General features: G+C 66.2%; 15 protein-coding genes. 3 read left to right on the forward strand and 12 right to left on the reverse strand.

Going from position 1 to position 17,221, the window contains the following annotated elements; genetic code table 11:
- Positions 1 to 154: 154 nt before the first annotated feature.
- The 12 genes from asd to HTY53_RS15700 form a co-directional block, all read right to left on the reverse strand.
- A complete protein-coding gene (gene asd / locus HTY53_RS15645; protein WP_174107528.1) occupies positions 155 to 1,291 on the reverse strand; it encodes an aspartate-semialdehyde dehydrogenase in 1,137 nt (378 codons plus the stop codon).
- Positions 1,292 to 1,719: 428 nt separating this feature from the next.
- Entirely contained in the window at positions 1,720 to 2,787 is a 1,068-nt protein-coding gene (leuB, locus tag HTY53_RS15650; RefSeq protein ID WP_174107529.1) for a 3-isopropylmalate dehydrogenase, read from the reverse strand.
- 81 nt (positions 2,788 to 2,868) lie between these two features.
- Positions 2,869 to 3,519, reverse strand: coding sequence for a 3-isopropylmalate dehydratase small subunit (gene leuD / locus HTY53_RS15655; protein WP_174107530.1), 651 nt, complete (start codon positions 3,517 to 3,519; stop codon positions 2,869 to 2,871).
- Positions 3,520 to 3,552: 33 nt separating this feature from the next.
- Complete coding sequence (gene leuC / locus HTY53_RS15660) at positions 3,553 to 4,962, reverse strand: 3-isopropylmalate dehydratase large subunit (RefSeq protein ID WP_174107531.1); 1,410 nt, start codon at positions 4,960 to 4,962, stop codon at positions 3,553 to 3,555.
- 295 nt (positions 4,963 to 5,257) lie between these two features.
- Entirely contained in the window at positions 5,258 to 7,057 is a 1,800-nt protein-coding gene (locus tag HTY53_RS15665) for a methyl-accepting chemotaxis protein (RefSeq protein ID WP_174107532.1), read from the reverse strand.
- A 198-nt stretch (positions 7,058 to 7,255) separates the two neighbouring features.
- Positions 7,256 to 8,557 carry a citrate synthase gene (gene gltA, locus HTY53_RS15670; RefSeq protein WP_174107533.1) on the reverse strand — a complete coding sequence of 434 codons (1,302 nt, stop codon included), beginning with the start codon at positions 8,555 to 8,557 and terminating at the stop codon, positions 7,256 to 7,258.
- A gap of 42 nt (positions 8,558 to 8,599) precedes the next feature.
- Positions 8,600 to 8,884 carry a succinate dehydrogenase assembly factor 2 gene (locus HTY53_RS15675; protein ID WP_174107534.1) on the reverse strand — a complete coding sequence of 95 codons (285 nt, stop codon included), beginning with the start codon at positions 8,882 to 8,884 and terminating at the stop codon, positions 8,600 to 8,602.
- A gap of 52 nt (positions 8,885 to 8,936) precedes the next feature.
- Entirely contained in the window at positions 8,937 to 9,638 is a 702-nt protein-coding gene (locus HTY53_RS15680) for a succinate dehydrogenase iron-sulfur subunit (protein ID WP_149316991.1), read from the reverse strand.
- 42 nt (positions 9,639 to 9,680) lie between these two features.
- Positions 9,681 to 11,459 (reverse strand): succinate dehydrogenase flavoprotein subunit, encoded by a 1,779-nt coding sequence (gene sdhA, locus HTY53_RS15685; RefSeq protein WP_149316990.1) that lies wholly within the window; start codon positions 11,457 to 11,459, stop codon positions 9,681 to 9,683.
- A 3-nt stretch (positions 11,460 to 11,462) separates the two neighbouring features.
- Positions 11,463 to 11,774, reverse strand: a complete 312-nt coding sequence (gene sdhD / locus HTY53_RS15690) for a succinate dehydrogenase, hydrophobic membrane anchor protein (RefSeq protein ID WP_052511249.1) — start codon at positions 11,772 to 11,774, stop codon at positions 11,463 to 11,465.
- Between the two features lie 66 nt (positions 11,775 to 11,840).
- Complete coding sequence (gene sdhC / locus HTY53_RS15695) at positions 11,841 to 12,251, reverse strand: succinate dehydrogenase, cytochrome b556 subunit (RefSeq protein ID WP_174107535.1); 411 nt, start codon at positions 12,249 to 12,251, stop codon at positions 11,841 to 11,843.
- A gap of 311 nt (positions 12,252 to 12,562) precedes the next feature.
- Entirely contained in the window at positions 12,563 to 13,423 is an 861-nt protein-coding gene (locus HTY53_RS15700) for a GntR family transcriptional regulator (protein ID WP_174107536.1), read from the reverse strand.
- Positions 13,424 to 13,862: 439 nt separating this feature from the next.
- Between HTY53_RS15700 and HTY53_RS15705 the strand changes: the two genes are divergently transcribed.
- From HTY53_RS15705 to HTY53_RS15715, 3 genes are all read left to right on the forward strand, one after another.
- Positions 13,863 to 14,846: a malate dehydrogenase gene (locus tag HTY53_RS15705; protein ID WP_174107537.1), complete on the forward strand. Its 984-nt coding sequence runs from the start codon at positions 13,863 to 13,865 to the stop codon at positions 14,844 to 14,846.
- A 286-nt stretch (positions 14,847 to 15,132) separates the two neighbouring features.
- The gene (locus HTY53_RS15710; RefSeq protein WP_174107538.1) at positions 15,133 to 16,113 is read left to right on the forward strand and encodes an HpcH/HpaI aldolase/citrate lyase family protein; all 981 of its coding nucleotides are present in this window, start codon (positions 15,133 to 15,135) and stop codon (positions 16,111 to 16,113) included.
- Between the two features lie 270 nt (positions 16,114 to 16,383).
- Positions 16,384 to 16,995: a hypothetical protein gene (locus HTY53_RS15715; protein WP_174107539.1), complete on the forward strand. Its 612-nt coding sequence runs from the start codon at positions 16,384 to 16,386 to the stop codon at positions 16,993 to 16,995.
- Positions 16,996 to 17,221 lie beyond the last annotated feature (226 nt).

A 17,221-nucleotide genomic window follows, 5' to 3' on the forward strand; every position in this document is an offset into this window, starting at 1 on the left:
GCGAAAGCACGGTATTGTGACCCAAGACCCCGACAGGACAATGTCCGGAAACGACAACGCCGCGCATCGGCGCGGCGTCGTGGGCCAGCGGGTGGCGCGGCGGCGGCCTGCATGTTGGCCCGCCGCAACGCCACGTCGGCCGGTCGGAAAGCGATCAGCTCTCGATCAGGATCCGCAGCATGCGGCGCAGCGGCTCGGCGGCGCCCCACAGCAGTTGATCGCCGACCGTGAAGGCCGACAGATACTCGCCGCCCATCTGCATCTTGCGCAGGCGGCCGACCGGGATCGTCAGCGTGCCGGTCACGGCGGCCGGCGTCAGGTCGGTCATGCTGGCTTCGCGGGTGTTCGGCACGACCTTGGCCCACGGGTTATGGGCGGCCAGCATGCCTTCGATCTCGTCCAGCGGCACGTCGCGGCTCAGCTTGATGGTCAGGGCCTGCGAGTGGCAGCGCATCGCGCCGATGCGCACGCACAGGCCGTCGACCGCGATCGGCGCGGCGCCGGTGGCACCCAGGAAGCCGTCGCCACGGCCCAGAATCTTGTTGGTCTCGGCGCCGCCCTTCCATTCCTCGCGCGACACGCCGTTGCCCAGATCCTTGTCGATCCACGGAATCAGGTTGCCGGCCAGCGGCACGCCGAACTGCTTCGTTTCCTCGGCGGACAGGCCGTGCTGGGTCGACAGGATGGTGCGGTCGATCTCGAGGATGGCCGAGGCCGGATCGTCCAGCAGCGGCTTGACCGCGGCGTTCAGCGTGCCGAACTGGGTCAGCAGCTCGCGCATGTGCTGGGCGCCGCCACCCGAGGCGGCCTGGTAGGTCATCGAGGTCATCCACTCGACCAGGTCGTGCTGGAACAGCCCGCCCAGGCCCATCAGCATGCAGCTGACCGTGCAGTTGCCGCCGATGAAATTCTTGACGCCCTTGGACAGCGCGTCCTTGATCACACCCTGGTTGACCGGATCGAGCACGATGATCGCGTCGTCCTTCATCCGCAGCGACGAGGCGGCGTCGATCCAGTAGCCCTTCCAACCCGCGGCGCGCAGCCTGGGGAAGACCTCGTTGGTGTAGTCGCCGCCCTGGGCGGTCAGCACGACGTCGCAGCGCTTGAGCGCCTCGATATCGTTGGCGTCCTGCAGCGTGGTTTCGTTCTTCGCCATCGCCGGGGCCTTGCCGCCTGCGTTGGACGTGCTGAAGAAAACCGGCTCGATATGGTCGAAGTCGCGCTCTTCCTGCATGCGTTGCATCAGCACGCTGCCGACCATTCCTCGCCAACCGACGAGACCTACAATCATGACTAACCTCGGATGTGATTGAAAACTTCCCCGCATTTTCCTCGCCCGGCGTGGCTGCGCGGGGAAGACGAGCAGGCACGACGAACGATCTAGGAGATCGTGGTTTTAATAATGGTTTTAATCGTCGTTGCGGTGATGGTGCCGCGCGCACCCGCGCCGGCCGTCGCGCGCAGGGCGGTCGGCGAAGCGATGTCAGTCGGGAGGAACCGGGGGTTCGGGCGCATCGGCGCAGTCTACACGATTTTGCGGGGTTGGGCTGGGGCTGTGGCCAGGGTCGGGGGCTGCCCTCTCCCCCGTCCCCTCTCCCGCGAGCGGGAGAGGGGAGAGAACCCGCAGCAAGATCCGGTGCCGCCGGTATGCTCCCTCTCCCGCTTGCGGGAGAGGGCTGGGGAGAGGGCCGGGGGAGAGGGCACGGGCGCCCAGCCCCCTTACAGCGCCGCCAGCACCGCCTCGCCCATCTCGCGGGTGCCGACCTGCCGGCAGCCCGGCGTGAGGATGTCCGCGGTGCGGTAGCCCTGGGCCAGCACGGTCTTGACGGCGTTCTCGATGCGATCGGCCTGCTCGGCCTTGTTCAGCGAATAGCGCAGCATCATCGCGGCCGACAGGATGGTCGCCAGCGGGTTGGCGACGCCCTTGCCGGCGATGTCCGGCGCCGAGCCGTGCGAGGGCTCGTACAGGCCCTTGTTGTTGGCGTCCAGCGAGGCCGACGGCAGCATGCCGATCGAGCCCGTCAGCATTGCCGCCTCGTCCGACAGGATGTCGCCGAACATGTTGCCGGTGACGATCACGTCGAAGCTCTTGGGCGCCTTGATCAGCTGCATCGCGGCGTTGTCGACGTACATGTGCGACAGCTCGACGTCCGGATACTCCTTCGAGACCTCGATCACGATGTCCTTCCAGAACTGGAAGGTCTCCAGCACGTTGGCCTTGTCGACGCTGCACAGCTTCTTGCCGCGCTTGGCCGCGGCCTGGAAGGCCACGTGGGCGATGCGGCGGATTTCCGGCTCGCTGTAGCGCATCGTGTCGAAACCCTCGCGCGCCCCGGGGAACAGCCCGTCGGTGGCCGTGCGCACGCCGCGCGGCTGGCCGAAGTAAATGTCGCCGTTCAGCTCGCGCACGATCAGGATGTCCAGGCCCGCCACCAGCTCGGGCTTCAGGCTCGAGGCGCCGGTCAGCTCCGGATAGCAGATCGCCGGGCGGAAATTGGCGAACAGCTGCAGATGCTTGCGCAAGCCCAGGATGGCCTGCTCGGGGCGCAGCGCGCGCTCCAGGCTGTCGTACTTCCAGTCGCCCACCGCGCCGAACAGGATCGCGTCGGCCTGCTGGGCGAGCTTGAGCGTCTCCTCGGGCAGCGGATGGCCCTTGGCCTCGTAGCCGGCGCCGCCCACCGGCGCGGTTTCCATCTCGAACTTCTCGTCGAGCGCGTTCAGGACCTTGACGGCCTGCTCGACGATCTCGGGGCCGATGCCGTCGCCCGGCAGGACTGCGATCTTCATGCTGTGTTTGCCTTGTTGTCGTTTCGGTTCGGTGCAATGCGCGCGCGGCTCGGCGCGCGCTGCGCGGGTGCTACGCCGGCGTCAGCCGACCAGCCGGTTGTTCAGCCACGGCATCTTCGCCACGCGCTCGGCCTCGAAGGCGCGGATCTTGTCCGCGTGGCGCAGCGTCAGGCCGATATCGTCGAAGCCGTTCAGCATGCAGTACTTGCGGAACGGCGCGATGTCGAACTCGAAGCCGGTGCCCGACGGCGTGATCACGGCCTGGCGCTCCAGGTCGATGGTCAGCTGGTAGCCGTTGAACGCATTGGTCTCGTTGAACAGCTGGTCGACCTGGGCCTCGGTCAGCACCACCGGCAGCAGCCCGTTCTTGTAGCAGTTGTTGAAGAAGATGTCGGCGAAGCTGGGTGCGATCACCGCGCGGAAGCCGTACTGCGTCAGCGCCCACGGCGCATGCTCGCGCGAGCTGCCGCAGCCGAAGTTGTCGCGCGCCAGCAGGATCGACGCGCCCTGGTAGCGCGGCTGGTTCAGCACGAAGTCCGGGTTCAGCGGGCGCTTGCTGTTGTCCTGGCCGGGCTGGCCGACATCGAGATAGCGCCATTCGTCGAACAGGTTCGGGCCGAAGCCGGTGCGCTGAATCGACTTGAGGAATTGTTTCGGGATGATCGCGTCGGTATCGACGTTCGCGCGATCGAGCGGCGCCACCAGGCCCTTGTGTACAGTGAACTTTTCCATGGTCTCGTCCTTGGTTCCGGGGTCGGCGATGCGTCAGCCGAGCTGGCGGATATCGACAAAATGGCCTTCGATCGCGGCGGCGGCGGCCATCGCCGGGCTGACCAGATGCGTGCGGCCGCCGGCGCCCTGCCGGCCCTCGAAATTGCGGTTCGAGGTCGATGCGCAGCGCTCGCCCGGCTCGAGCCGGTCGGCATTCATCGCCAGGCACATCGAGCAGCCCGGCTCGCGCCATTCGAAGCCGGCGGCCTTGAAGACCTTGTCCAGCCCTTCGCGCTCGGCCTGTTCCTTGACCAGGCCCGAGCCCGGCACCACCATCGCCAGCTTGACGTTCGAGGCGATGCGGCGGCCCAGCTTCTGCACCACCCAGGCGGCGGCGCGCATGTCCTCGATCCGGCTGTTGGTGCACGAGCCGATGAAGACCTTGTCGATGCGCACGTCCTGGATCGGCACGTTCGGCTGCAGACCCATGTACTGCAGCGCGCGTTCGATCGCGTTGCGGCGGGTCGGGTCCTTTTCCTTGTCGGGATCGGGAATGCGGTCCTCGATGCTGATCACCATCTCGGGCGAGGTGCCCCAGGTGACCTGCGGACGCACTTCCTCGGCACGCAGCTCGACCACGCGGTCGAAATGCGCGCCCGGGTCCGAATGCAGCGTGCGCCAGTAGGCGACCGCCTGCTCCCATTCGGCGCCCTGCGGCGCGTAGGGACGGCCCTTGACGTATTCGAGCGTGACGTCGTCGACGGCGATCAGGCCGGCGCGCGCGCCCGCTTCGATCGCCATGTTGCAGACCGTCATGCGCCCTTCCATGGTGAGGTCGCGGATCGCCGATCCGGCGAACTCGATGGTGTAGCCGGTGCCGCCCGCGGTGCCGATCTTGCCGATGATGGCCAGCACGATGTCCTTGGCGGTGCAGCCGCGCGGCAGCTTGCCCTCGACCTTGACCAGCATGTTCTTCGCCTTCTTGCCCAGCAGCGTCTGGGTGGCCAGCACGTGCTCGACCTCGGAGGTGCCGATGCCGTGCGCCAGCGCGCCGAAGGCGCCGTGCGTGCTGGTGTGCGAATCGCCGCAGACCACCGTCATGCCGGGCAGCGTCGCGCCCTGCTCCGGTCCGATCACGTGCACGATGCCCTGGCGGTGATCGTTCATCTTGAACTGCGTGATGCCGTAGGCGTCGCAGTTGGCGTCCAGCGTGTCGACCTGCAGCTTCGAGATCGGGTCGGCGATGCCGTGGCTGCGGTCGGTGGTCGGCACGTTGTGGTCCGACACCGCCAGGTTCGCGCTGATGCGCCACACCGGCCGCTCGGCCAGCTTCAGCCCTTCGAACGCCTGCGGACTGGTTACCTCGTGCAGCAGGTGCCGATCGATATAGAGCAGCGTGGTGCCGTCTTCCTCGACGTGCACGGTATGGTCGTCCCAGAGTTTGTCGTAGAGCGTCTTGGCCATGTCGCGGGGGCGGCGACAGCCTCGCCGTGGGCGGGCCGGCACCGCTGATAGAAGTTGCGGGGAGGAGGTCTTCGCAGCGTCGTGAGCAGCGCGGAGCTGCGTGGCTGCGTTTGCTTGACTTCGGAGGGAATTATGCCGGAAACCCCGGCGGCGCAAGGGTTGGCGGCGGCAAGCGATGTAATGTGATTGGCGAAAGGGGGATTTCGCGGATGGCGAAAACGGGGTTTTCGGGGGCTTCGGGAAGCCCCCTCCGACTTGCCGTGCCTGCCCTCAATCCACTCTCAATCCACCACCCTCAATCCAGCCGGAACGTCCGCACCACGCTGGCCAGCCTGCCGGCCTGGTCCTGCAGCGTCGTCGCCGCGGCCGTCGACTGCTCCACCAGCGCCGCGTTCTGCTGCACCATCTGGTCCAGCTGCCCCACCGCGACATTGACCTCGAGAATGCCGCGCGTCTGCTCCTGCGCCGCATGCAGGATTTCCGAGATGACCCGCGACACGCTGTTCACGTTGCCGACGATCTCGCGCATGGTGTCGCCGCTGCGCTCCACCTGCTGGGAGCCGGCATTGACGCTGCTGACGGTCGACTCGATCAGGGTCTTGATCTCCCGCGCCGCCTGCGAGCTGCGCTGTGCCAGCGCCCGCACCTCGCCGGCCACCACCGCGAAGCCCCGCCCCTGCTCGCCGGCACGCGCCGCTTCCACGGCCGCGTTCAGCGCGAGGATATTGGTCTGGAACGCGATGCCGTCGATCACGCCGGTGATGTCGGACACCTTGACCGCTGCCTGCTGCACGTCGCCCATGGTCTGGACGGCCGCGCTGATCGCTTCGCCGCCCTCGTCGGCGACCTGTTTTGCCTGCACCGACGATCGTTCGGCGGCGCGGGCCGACGCCTCCGACTGGCCGACCGTTGCGGTGATCTGCTCCATCGACGCGGCGGTCTGCTCCAGGCTCGCGGCCGCCGATTCGGTACGGCGCGACAGGTCGGCATTGCCGGCGGCGATTTCATTGGCGGCCACGTGCACCGATTCGCTGGCATCGCGGATCTGCCGCATCACGCCCACCAGCTTGTCGGCGAAGGCATTGAAGGCGCCGGCGATCTGCGCCACCTCGTCGTTGCCCTGCGCCGGCAGCCGGCGCGTCAGGTCGCCATCGCCGCTGCCGATGGCCACCATCGCGTCGCGAATGGTCGACAGGCGGCGGAACGATACTGCGGTCACACCGGCCATGATCAGCGCGGCGGCGATCGCCACCACCACCAGCGAGATCACCGAGGCGAACAGCACGGACCGCATGCCGGCGGTGGCTTCCGCCTTGTCCAGCGCTATCACCGCCATCCAGTCGGTGCCGGGGATGGCCGTCACGCCCAGCAGCTTGACCTCGTCGCCGACCGTCACTTCCAGCGGCGAGTCGGCGCCCAGCTGCGCGGCAAGCTTGTCGCCGTCGAGCGCCGGAATCAGTTCGCCGATGGGCTTGAGCATCAGCTTGTCGTCGCGGTACGCCACGATCTGCCCATTGCGCGACACCAGGATGCCGAAGCTGCTCGGCGTCGGCTGGATCGAACGGACATTGGTGACCACGCCGTCCATCGGCACATTGCCGCCGACCACGGCCCGCAGGCTGCCGTCGCGCAGGATCGGCACGGCGAACGTCACCACCATCTTGCCGGTACTGGCCGACACATAGGGCGGCGTGACGACCGGCTTGCCTGCCGCGGCAGCCAGCTTGAACCAGGGCCGCGAGGTCGGATCGAAGCCCGGCTTCACGCTCTCGGGATTGGAGAAATGGTGGCGCTTGTCGGGAAAGCCGACAAAGGTGTTCAGGAACCCGCCGGCCTGCGCGATCAGCTTGAGCACGGGCCCCGGATCGTCCTGCAGCGCGGCTTCATGCATGGCCGCCATGCTGGCCGTATGGGCGGACACCCATTCGGCGATGGCCTCGACATGGCCTGCCTGCACGGCGCGCAAATTGTTGCGGATGGCCTCGTCGTTATAGCGCGAAGCGACCAGATGGTTGACGAAGGCATTGCAGACCAGCGCGACGACGACGATCGCCACGGACAGTCCCACGATGCGCGCGCGCAGCGACCCAAGCATGTCATTACCCCTTCTCTTACCGTCCGCCCGATGCAGCCGATTGCTGCATCGAATTACGGCGCATCGGCAGAAGCGCTTGAGTAGGGATAATCCCTGCCGGCAGGGAAACGAAGCGGCGACAAAATGCCTGGCGAAATGAAAAACGCCCCATGCCTGGGGCACGGGGCGTTCCGGAACGCCGAGGCGAAAGCGCGGAAATCAGCGCTTGCCCATGTCCGGCACGTCGCGGGTCGCGGCGCCGTTGAACAGCTGGCGCGGACGGCCGATCTTGTATTCCGGATCGGTGATCATCTCTTCCCACTGCGAGATCCAGCCCACGGTGCGGGCCAGCGCGAAGATGCAGGTGAACATCGAGGTCGGGATGCCCAGCGCGCGCTGGACGATGCCCGAGTAGAAGTCGACATTCGGGTACAGCTTGCGGCTGACGAAGTACTCGTCTTCCAGCGCGATCTTTTCCAGCTCCATCGCCAGCTTGAACAGCGGGTCGTTGTGCAGACCCAGCTCGTTCAGCACCTCGTGGCAGGTCTCGCGCATCAGCTTGGCGCGCGGGTCGTAGTTCTTGTAGACGCGGTGGCCGAAGCCCATCAGGCGCACGCCCGAATTCTTGTCCTTGACCTGCTTGATGAACTCGGCAATGTTGTCGACGCTGCCGATCTCTTCCAGCATGTTCAGCGCCGCCTCGTTGGCGCCGCCGTGAGCCGGGCCCCACAGGCAGGCCACGCCCGAGGCGATCGCCGCGAACGGGTTGGTGCCCGACGAACCGGCCAGGCGCACCGTCGAGGTCGACGCGTTCTGCTCGTGGTCGGCGTGCAGGATGAAGATGCGGTCCAGCGCGCGCTCGAGCACCGGGTTGACCTGGAACGGCGCGCACGGCGTGGCGAACATCATGCGCATGAAGTTGCCGGTGTACGACAGGTCGTTCTGCGGATAGATGTACGGCTGGCCGATGTTGTACTTGTAGGACATCGCGACCAGGGTCGGCATCTTGGCGATCAGGCGGATCGCCGAGATTTCGCGCTGGTGCGGATCGTTGATGTCCATCGCGTCGTGATAGAACGCGCTCATGCCGCCCACCAGGCCGGTCAGCACGGCCATCGGGTGCGCGTCGCGGCGGAAGCCGCGCATGAAGAACTGCATCTGCTCGTGAACCATCGTGTGGTTCATCACGCGGCCGACGAATTCTTCCTTCTGCTTGGCGTTGGGCAGTTCGCCCTTGAGCAGCAGGTAGCAGACTTCGAGGAAGTCGCACTTCTCGGCCAGTTGCTCGATCGGATAGCCGCGGTACAGCAGTTCGCCCTTGTCACCGTCGATATAGGTGATACGGGAATTGCAGGAGGCCGTCGACATGAAACCCGGGTCGTAGGTGAACTTGCCGGTCTGGCCGTACAGCTTGCGGATGTCGATCACGTCCGGGCCGACGGTACCCTTGTAGATCGGCAGCTCGACGCTGGGGGACCCATCGGAGAACGATAGCGTGGCTTTCACATCGGACGGCGTCATGTCGGTTCCTTCAAATGCTAAGAATAATAGTGTTGACCAAACTCACACCGAGCGCAGCAGGGCTAGCAGCTTGCGCATCGGCGGCGTGTCGAGCTCACCGTCCAGCTCCTTGCGGGCAAGCAGCAGGTCCATCAACTCGTTGTCGCTGAGCTCGAGCAGCTCGCTCAGCGATGCCACGTCCTCGTCGGACAGGCTCTCCTCGTAACGGTTGAAAAAACGTTCGACGATGATGTCGTTCTCCAGCAGGCCGCGGCGCGCGCGCCAGCGCAGTCGCGCCCGCCTGTGCGGGTCGGCCTGATGGGAGAAAGTGGTGGGGTGATCCGTCATATGGCTTGGCCTTCACGGACGACGCCGTGAAGCGTCGTCCGGTCCAGCAGGTTCAGACCGCGCGGCGAACCATCAATTCCCGAATCTTTCCGATCGCCTTGGTCGGGTTCAGTCCCTTCGGGCACACATCCACGCAGTTCATGATGGTGTGGCAGCGGAACAGGCGATACGGGTCGTTCAGGTCGTCCAGTCGCTGGTTGGTGGCCTGGTCGCGGCTGTCGGCGATGAAGCGGTAGGCCTGCAGCAGGCCGGCCGGGCCGACAAACTTGTCCGGGTTCCACCAGAACGACGGGCACGAGGTCGAGCAGCTCGCGCACAGAATACACTCGTACAGGCCGTCGAGCTCGTCGCGTTCTTCCGGCGACTGCAGACGCTCCTTCTCGGGCGGCGGCTCGTCGTTGATCAGGAACGGCTTGATCGAGTGGTACTGCTTGAAGAACTGCGTCATGTCGACGATCAGGTCGCGCACGACGGGCAGACCGGGCAGCGGACGCAGCACGATGCGGTCCGGCAGCTCGCGCATATTGGTCAGGCAGGCCAGGCCGTTCTTGCCGTTGATGTTCATCGCGTCCGAACCGCACACGCCTTCGCGGCAGGAGCGGCGGAACGAGATGCTCTCGTCGAGCTTCTTGAGCTTGACCAGGGCATCGAGCAGCATGCGCTCGTGACCGTCGAGCTCGACCTCGTAGGTCTGCATGCGGGGCGCCGCGTCCTTGTCCGGATCGTAGCGGTAGACTTCGAAAATACGCTTCATTTCTGTGGGTCCTGTAGTCGTCTGTAGTCGCCTACGCGGTGCTTAGAAGGTGCGGGCCTTGGGCGGAACGCTTTCGACCGTCAGCGGCTGCATCTTGACCGGCTTGTAGTCGAGACGGTTGCCTTCGCTGTAGAACAGCGAGTGCTTGAGCCAGTTCTCGTCGTCGCGGGTCGGGAAGTCGCTGTGGGCGTGGGCGCCGCGCGATTCCTTGCGGGCCGCCGCCGAGATCATCGTGGCCTTGGCCACTTCGACCAGGTTGGCCACTTCAAGCGCCTCGACCAGCGCGGTGTTGAACACCTTCGACTTGTCCTTCAGGTGGATGTTGTCCGAGCGCTCGGCCACTTCCAGGATGCGCTGCACGCCTTCGTCCATCAGCTTCTGCGTGCGGAACACGCCGGCGTGCGACTGCATGTTGCGGCGGATGTCGTTGGCGACGTCCTGCGCATACTCGCCCGACGAGGACGACTGCAGCTTCGCGAGGCGCGACAGCGCGCGGTCGGCGGCATCGGCCGGCAGCGGCTTGTGTTCCTTCTGCTTGAGCGCGGTCGAGATGATGTGGTTGCCGGCGGCGCGGCCGAACACCACCAGGTCCAGCAGCGAGTTGGTGCCCAGGCGGTTGGCGCCGTGCACCGACACGCAGGAGCATTCGCCGATCGCGTAGAAGCCGTTGACGACCTCGTTGGGGTTGCCGTTCTTCGGCACCACCACCTGGCCGTAGTAGTTGGTCGGAATGCCGCCCATCTGGTAATGGATGGTGGGCACCACCGGGATCGGTTCCTTGATCGCGTCGACGTTGGCGAACTTCAGGCCGATCTCGCGGATCGACGGCAGGCGCTTCATGATCTTCTCGGCGCCGACGTGGGTCAGGTCGAGCAGCACGTAATCGCCGTTCGGACCGCAGCCGCGGCCTTCCTTGATTTCCTGGTCCATCGAGCGCGAGACGAAGTCGCGCGGCGCCAGGTCCTTCAGCGTCGGCGCGTAGCGCTCCATGAAGCGTTCGCCGTCCTTGTTGCGCAGGATGCCGCCTTCGCCGCGCACGCCTTCGGTGATCAGCACGCCCGCGCCGGCCACGCCGGTCGGGTGGAACTGCCAGAACTCCATGTCTTCCAGCGGCACGCCGGCGCGCGCCGCCATGCCCAGGCCGTCACCGGTATTGATGAAGGCGTTGGTCGACGCGGCGTAGATACGGCCCGCGCCGCCGGTGGCGAACAGCGTGGTCTTGGCTTCGAGGATGTAGACCTCGCCGGTTTCCATTTCCAGCGCGGTCACGCCCAGCACGTCGCCGTCCTGGTCGCGGATCAGGTCCAGCGCCATCCATTCGACGAAGAAGTGGGTCTTGGCGCGGACGTTGCGCTGATACAGCGTGTGCAGCAGCGCGTGGCCGGTACGGTCGGCCGCGGCGCAGGCGCGCTGCACCGGCTTCTCGCCGTAGTTGGCGGTGTGGCCGCCGAACGGGCGCTGGTAGATCGTGCCGTCGGGGTTGCGGTCGAACGGCATGCCGAAGTGTTCGAGCTCGTAGACCACCTTCGGCGCTTCACGGCACATGAACTCGATGGCGTCCTGGTCGCCCAGCCAGTCCGAGCCCTTGACCGTGTCGTAGAAGTGATAGTGCCAGTTGTCCTCGCTCATGTTGCCGAGCGAGGCACCGATGCCGCCCTGCGCCGCCACCGTGTGCGAGCGCGTGGGGAACACCTTGGAGAGCACGGCGACGTTCAGGCCGGCTTCCGCGAGCTGGAGGGATGCGCGCATCCCGGCGCCGCCCGCCCCGACGATGACCACGTCAAAGCGCCGACGCGGCAATCCAGTCTTGACTGCGACCATGAATTACACCCTCCAGAGAATCTGAGCAGCGTAGCCCGCGCAACCGACGAGCCACAGAATCGTAAGAACTTGCAGCACGAGGCGAACCGCCATCGGCTTCACATAGTCCATCCAGATGTCGCGCACGCCGATCCAGGCGTGATAGAGCAGCGACAGGATCGTGACGAACGTCAGGATCTTCATCCATTGATTGGCGAACAGGCCCGCCCAGCCCTCATACGAGGCACCGTTCGACAACAGGAATGCCACCGCCAGCACGACGGTGTAGATCACCATCACCACGGCGGTCACGCGCTGGACCAGCCATTCCTTCATGCCGTAGTGGGCACCGACGACCAGACGCTTGGGACCGATATTGTTATTTGCCACCTTGCATGCTCCTCAAAACACGCCGAACAGCTTCAGACCGAACACGACGGTCAGAAGCAGGCTGACGATCAGCACGGCGATGGCCGACTTGGCCGACGACGGCTTGTCCACGCCGACGTGCATGTCCAGCAGGAGGAAGCGGATACCGGCGCAGAAATGATGCAGATAGCCCCAGATCAGAACCAGCAGAACCAGCTTGACGAAGCCACCGGACAGAAGGGCCGAGAACTTTGCGAAGCTCAGTTCGGAAGTGACGCTCTGCTCGAAGAGGTAGAGGATGAAAGGAAGGAGGAGGAACAGCAGCGCACCGCTGACGCGATGCAGGATGGATACCTTGCCGGCCCAGGGCAACCGGTACCGTGCGAGTTGCCCGATACCGATATTCCGGAACTCCGGCCTGGCTTGTTTGACGGCTTCAGCCATGCGAGACCCCATTAGCGATAAAAAAACGAAAGAGCCGAGTGCACAATGTGCAAATCCACGTGATTTTAGCGCCTTTGTTGCGCGGCGCACCAATAATTTTCGACTATCGCACACCAACATCGCGGCCGCGACAATCGCCTGCAACGCCATTGCGCGGCACCGAATTGCGCGCATCCGTCGCACGTCGGCCACGCATCCTTCGGCCCTCGCCGCGCATTCCAATCGCCCTGTGCAATGCCGGCCGCCGTTGACGACAAGGGGCGCAACAATCGCCCGCGTCATGCGCTGTTCGCGCGTGGGGGCGACGCCGTTCAGCTCAGATCGTTCTGGTAATAGTGCCGCGTGGTCACATACAGACCGCGCCGCACTTCGACGGGACGGTCGCCATAGGTGAACGAGACCCGCTCGACCGACAGCAGCGGCGAACCGGGTGCGACCGACAGCAGCGCGGCGGCGGTTTCGTCGGCGCTGACCGCGCGGATCTTCTCGGTGGCCCGCACCATCCGCGTACCGAATTCGGCCTCGAACAGCGCGTACATCGGCCCCTTCCACTCTGTCAGCTTCTCCGCCGTCAGGCCCTTGAAGTTGGCGCCCAGCAGCCAGATGTCGTCGAGCACGGTGGCCTCGCCGGAGAAGAACAGCACGCGGCGGATCTGCACCACGCTGTCGCCGGTGCGGATGTCGAGCAGCCGCGCGATTTCGGCCGGCGCCCGCAGGCGCTTGCATTCGAGCACCCGGCTGGCGCCGTAATGCGGCTCGCCCTCGTCGGGGACCAGCCGCAGGAATCGGAACTTGACCACGTCCTCGTGATGGGTCGTCACGAAGGTGCCCTTGCCCTGCCGGCGCGCAACCAGATTCTCGGCGGCGAGCTCGTCGATGGCCTTGCGCACCGTGCCCTGGCTGACCTTGTAGCGGGCCGCCAGCTCCATCTCGCTGGGGATCATCTCGCCCGGCTTCCATTCGCCGGACTGCAGGCTCTGCAGGATCAGCGACTTGATCTGCTGATAAAGCGGGCTGAAGGTCGGGGACACTGCCGCCGCGGCCCCGGAGGCGGCACCGGCAGGGGCCGGCGCGCTGGCGGGCGCGGACGCCGACGTCCCGGCGCCGGGCGTGGCGGCGCCATCTTGCGCGGCCGGAACGGCGGCGGCGAGGGACGTGGGCAACGTGGACATAAGGCGGATTTCACCACAGATCGGCAAAGCGCGTCCAGCACTGCATCAAATGTCTTATGTCTTATATAAGACATATGAATTGACAGTCCATGCCACGGCGCCTACACTCGCGCCGTGTTTTTTGTGTCCGGTACGCCTGTCCGATGTCCCGGCGGCGCCCCGCGCGTGAACCGGCGTGCGCTTGCGCTCGCCGAGCCGGCGGATTCGGCTGGATGCGGTCCCCGGCTTCGCAGTAGACTTACGCCTTGTCGTCATCCGCGGTCATCCGCGACCCGCCGCGGCCCCTCCGCCCGCCTGCCGAGCGCGGCGCCGGACGGTGCGCCGCCGCCCGTGGCGACAACCTCGCTCCCGGTGTACCCCGGCGCAATGGCGTGACAATCGCGCGCCCCCGCCCCGGCCGCACCGGCCGGTTTCCCTTTCTTCGTTTGGAGACTTACAGATGGCTAAAGCCCCCATGCGCGTCGCAGTGACCGGCGCCGCTGGCCAGATCGGCTACTCCCTGCTGTTCCGCATCGCCAACGGCGACATGCTCGGCAAAGACCAGCCGGTCATCCTGCAGCTGCTGGACCTGCCGCAGGCCCAGAACGCCGTCAAGGGCGTCGTGATGGAGCTCGAAGACTGCGCCTTCCCGCTGCTGGCCGGCGTGGTGATCACCGACGATCCCAAGGTCGCGTTCAAGGACGCCGACGTCGCGCTGCTGGTGGGCGCGCGTCCGCGCAGCAAGGGCATGGAGCGCAAGGACCTGCTCGAAGCCAACGCCCAGATCTTCACCGTGCAGGGCAAGGCGCTGGACGAAGTGGCCAGCCGCAACGTCAAGGTGCTGGTGGTCGGCAACCCGGCCAACACCAACGCCTATATCGCGATGAAGTCGGCACCGAACCTGCCGAAGGAAAACTTCACCGCGATGCTGCGCCTGGACCACAACCGCGCGCTGTCGCAGATCGCCGCGAAGACCGGCAAGCCGGTGTCGTCGATCGAGAAGCTGTTCGTCTGGGGCAACCACAGCCCGACCATGTACGCCGACTACCGCTACGCCACCGTCGACGGCCAGAGCGTCAAGGACCTGATCAACGACCACGCCTGGAACAACGACGTGTTCCTGCCGACCGTCGGCAAGCGCGGCGCCGCCATCATCGAGGCGCGCGGCCTGTCGTCGGCAGCTTCGGCGGCCAACGCGGCAATCGACCACGTGCGTGACTGGGTGCTGGGCTCGAACGGCAAGTGGGTCACGATGGGCATCCCGTCCGACGGCTCGTACGGCATTCCCGAGGACGTGATGTTCGGCTTCCCGGTGACCACCGCCAACGGCAAGTACGAACTTGTCAAGGGCCTGGAGATCGACGCCTACAGCCAGGAAAAGATCAACATCACGCTGAAGGAACTGGAAGAGGAACGCGCCGGCGTGCAGCATCTGCTGGGCTGATACCCTTCCCTTCGCCGCATGCGAAACCGGGGCGCCACATCGAACCATCGAAGCGGGCCCCGGTTTTTTGTTGGTCGCCGCGTAGGCGCATGTCCGATACCGGCCGCGCCGCCTTCACTGTATATCAGGACGTTTCGCCGCTCGCCGTCATGGGCAGGCACGATCCCCCTGTTTCCCCGATTACCCCGATTACCCCGATTACCCCGATTGCCCCGATTGCCCCGATTGCCCCGATTGCCGGGATTCTCCGGATTTCCCTGCTCCCACCGTTAGAGACGAAGACGACGTGCATCCATCCGAAGTCTTGTTCCAGGGCGAAGCCGTACCGGTCCAGCTGCCGGTCTGCGACCACTATGCCGGCAGCGAGAAGCTGATGCGCAAATCGCTGGCGCTGCAGCAGGAGCTCGGCCCGGTGTTCGACCTGACGCTCGATTGCGAGGACGGCGCCGCGGTCGGCAGCGAGCGCGAGCATGCGCAGCTGTGCGCGCAGCTGATCAACGGCCCGCTGAACCTGTTCAACCGCGTCGGCGTGCGCATCCACGACCCCGGCCATCCTTGCTGGGGCGACGATGTCGACATCCTGGTCGCCGGCGCCGGCGCGCGGCTCGCCTATGTGACGGTGCCCAAGGTCACCGACGTGGTCGAGGTCGCACGCGTGACCGACCGCGTCAACCAGGCCGCGCGTGCGGCCGGCATCGCCCGTCATATCCCGATCCACGTGCTGATCGAAACCCATGCCGCGCTGGAGCAGGTGTTCCGCATCGCCTCGCTGGTGCAGGTCGAATGCCTGAGCTTCGGCCTGATGGATTTCGTGTCGGCCCATCATGGCGCGATTCCCGGCGACGCGATGCGCTCGCCGCAGCAGTTCGAGCATCCGCTGGTGCGCCGCGCCATGCTGGAGATCGCGGCGGCCTGCCATCGCCACGGCAAGGTGCCGTCGCACAATGTCAGCACCGATATCCAGAACCCCGAACGGGCCGGCGAGGACGCCCGGCGCGCCCGCGCGGAGTTCGGCTTCCTGCGCAAATGGAGCATCCATCCGGCGCAGATCGGGCCGATCGTGCAGGCCTTCCAGCCCGGCGACGAGGAAATCGGCCTGGCCAGCGCGATCCTGCTGGCGGCGCACGAGAACAACTGGGCGCCGATCCGGCACCAGGGCGAACTGCACGACCGCGCCAGCTACCGCTACTACTGGGCGCTGCTGCAGCGTGCGCACTCGACCGGCGCCACGCTGCCGGCCAATGTGGCGGAACTGTTTTTTGGCTAGCCACTGGCTGGCCACCGAGGGGAGCCAACGCGGACAGCTGCCGCCGCAAGCCATCGCCGGCAGCCACCGCCCGCAGCCATCGCCGGCAGCCATCGCGAATGACGGTGCGCCGAGGGTTCGGCAAATCGGAGAGAATAGCGGCGCCGCGTCTGGCGTGAACCCGGCAGATCGGCACCCCGCAAGTCCAACACCAATAAGCGCGACAGCGCAGAATCCGCAGACTCAGACCTGCAATTTCCGCATCCACCCATCATCTCGAGGAAGTATCCGATGAAACACCTCCTGCTCGCTGCCTGCCTCGGCGTCTTCACGCTGTCGGCGGGAAGCGTCGCCATCGCCCAGGAAACCGCCAAGGCCAGCACGGCCAAGAAGAGCGCCGCCAAACCCAAGGCCAAGGCCAGCAGCAAGAAACGCACGACCAAGGCGGCAGCCACGGCCGCCGCCCCGGTGGTGCCGGAAGGCGAGAAGTGGCAATGCGAACTGGGCAAGTCGCTCTATGTCGCCGGCAACATGCTGCGCGACGAAGTGATCACCGTGCACTGGGACGGCCGTAACCACCGCCTGCCGCGCCAGGCCACGGTGACGGGCGCCGACCGCTATTTCGATCCGCAATCCGGTCTCGATCTGGTCGTGATTCCGAGCAAGGCCATGCTGTTCGACCGCAACCACGGCCAGCGCCTGGCGGACGAATGCCAGACCACCGCCATGCTGGCGGGCGCCGCGGCGCCGACGCAGTCCGGCGCGCTGCGCGCCCCGGTCACCAAGCCGCTGCTGGTGGCGCCGTCGGACCAGCCGGCCCAGAGTGCCGAGCCCGCAGCGCCTGCCGCAGCGGCGGCCCCGGCGGCGGGCAATACCGAGCAGCAAGCGGCGCCGCGCCAGTAAGGCGCCGTGCCGGGCCCCGCGGGCATGTCCGCGGGGCCGCGCAGTACCGCGTGGCGCGACCCCAAGCGAGCACCTGACATCCACGTCTTGCGCGCGAAGGCCGGCGCCACGCTCCCGGATTCGTCTGCAGCCCCGGCTGCAGAACGCATCTTCCGATCGGTGCGGTCGCCGCTTCGACGGCAATCGCACCGCCGGCGATGCCTGGCAACACCACGCAACACCACAC

The sequence above is a fragment of the Cupriavidus gilardii genome, assembly GCF_013314895.1.
GTDB lineage: Bacteria > Pseudomonadota > Gammaproteobacteria > Burkholderiales > Burkholderiaceae > Cupriavidus > Cupriavidus gilardii_C.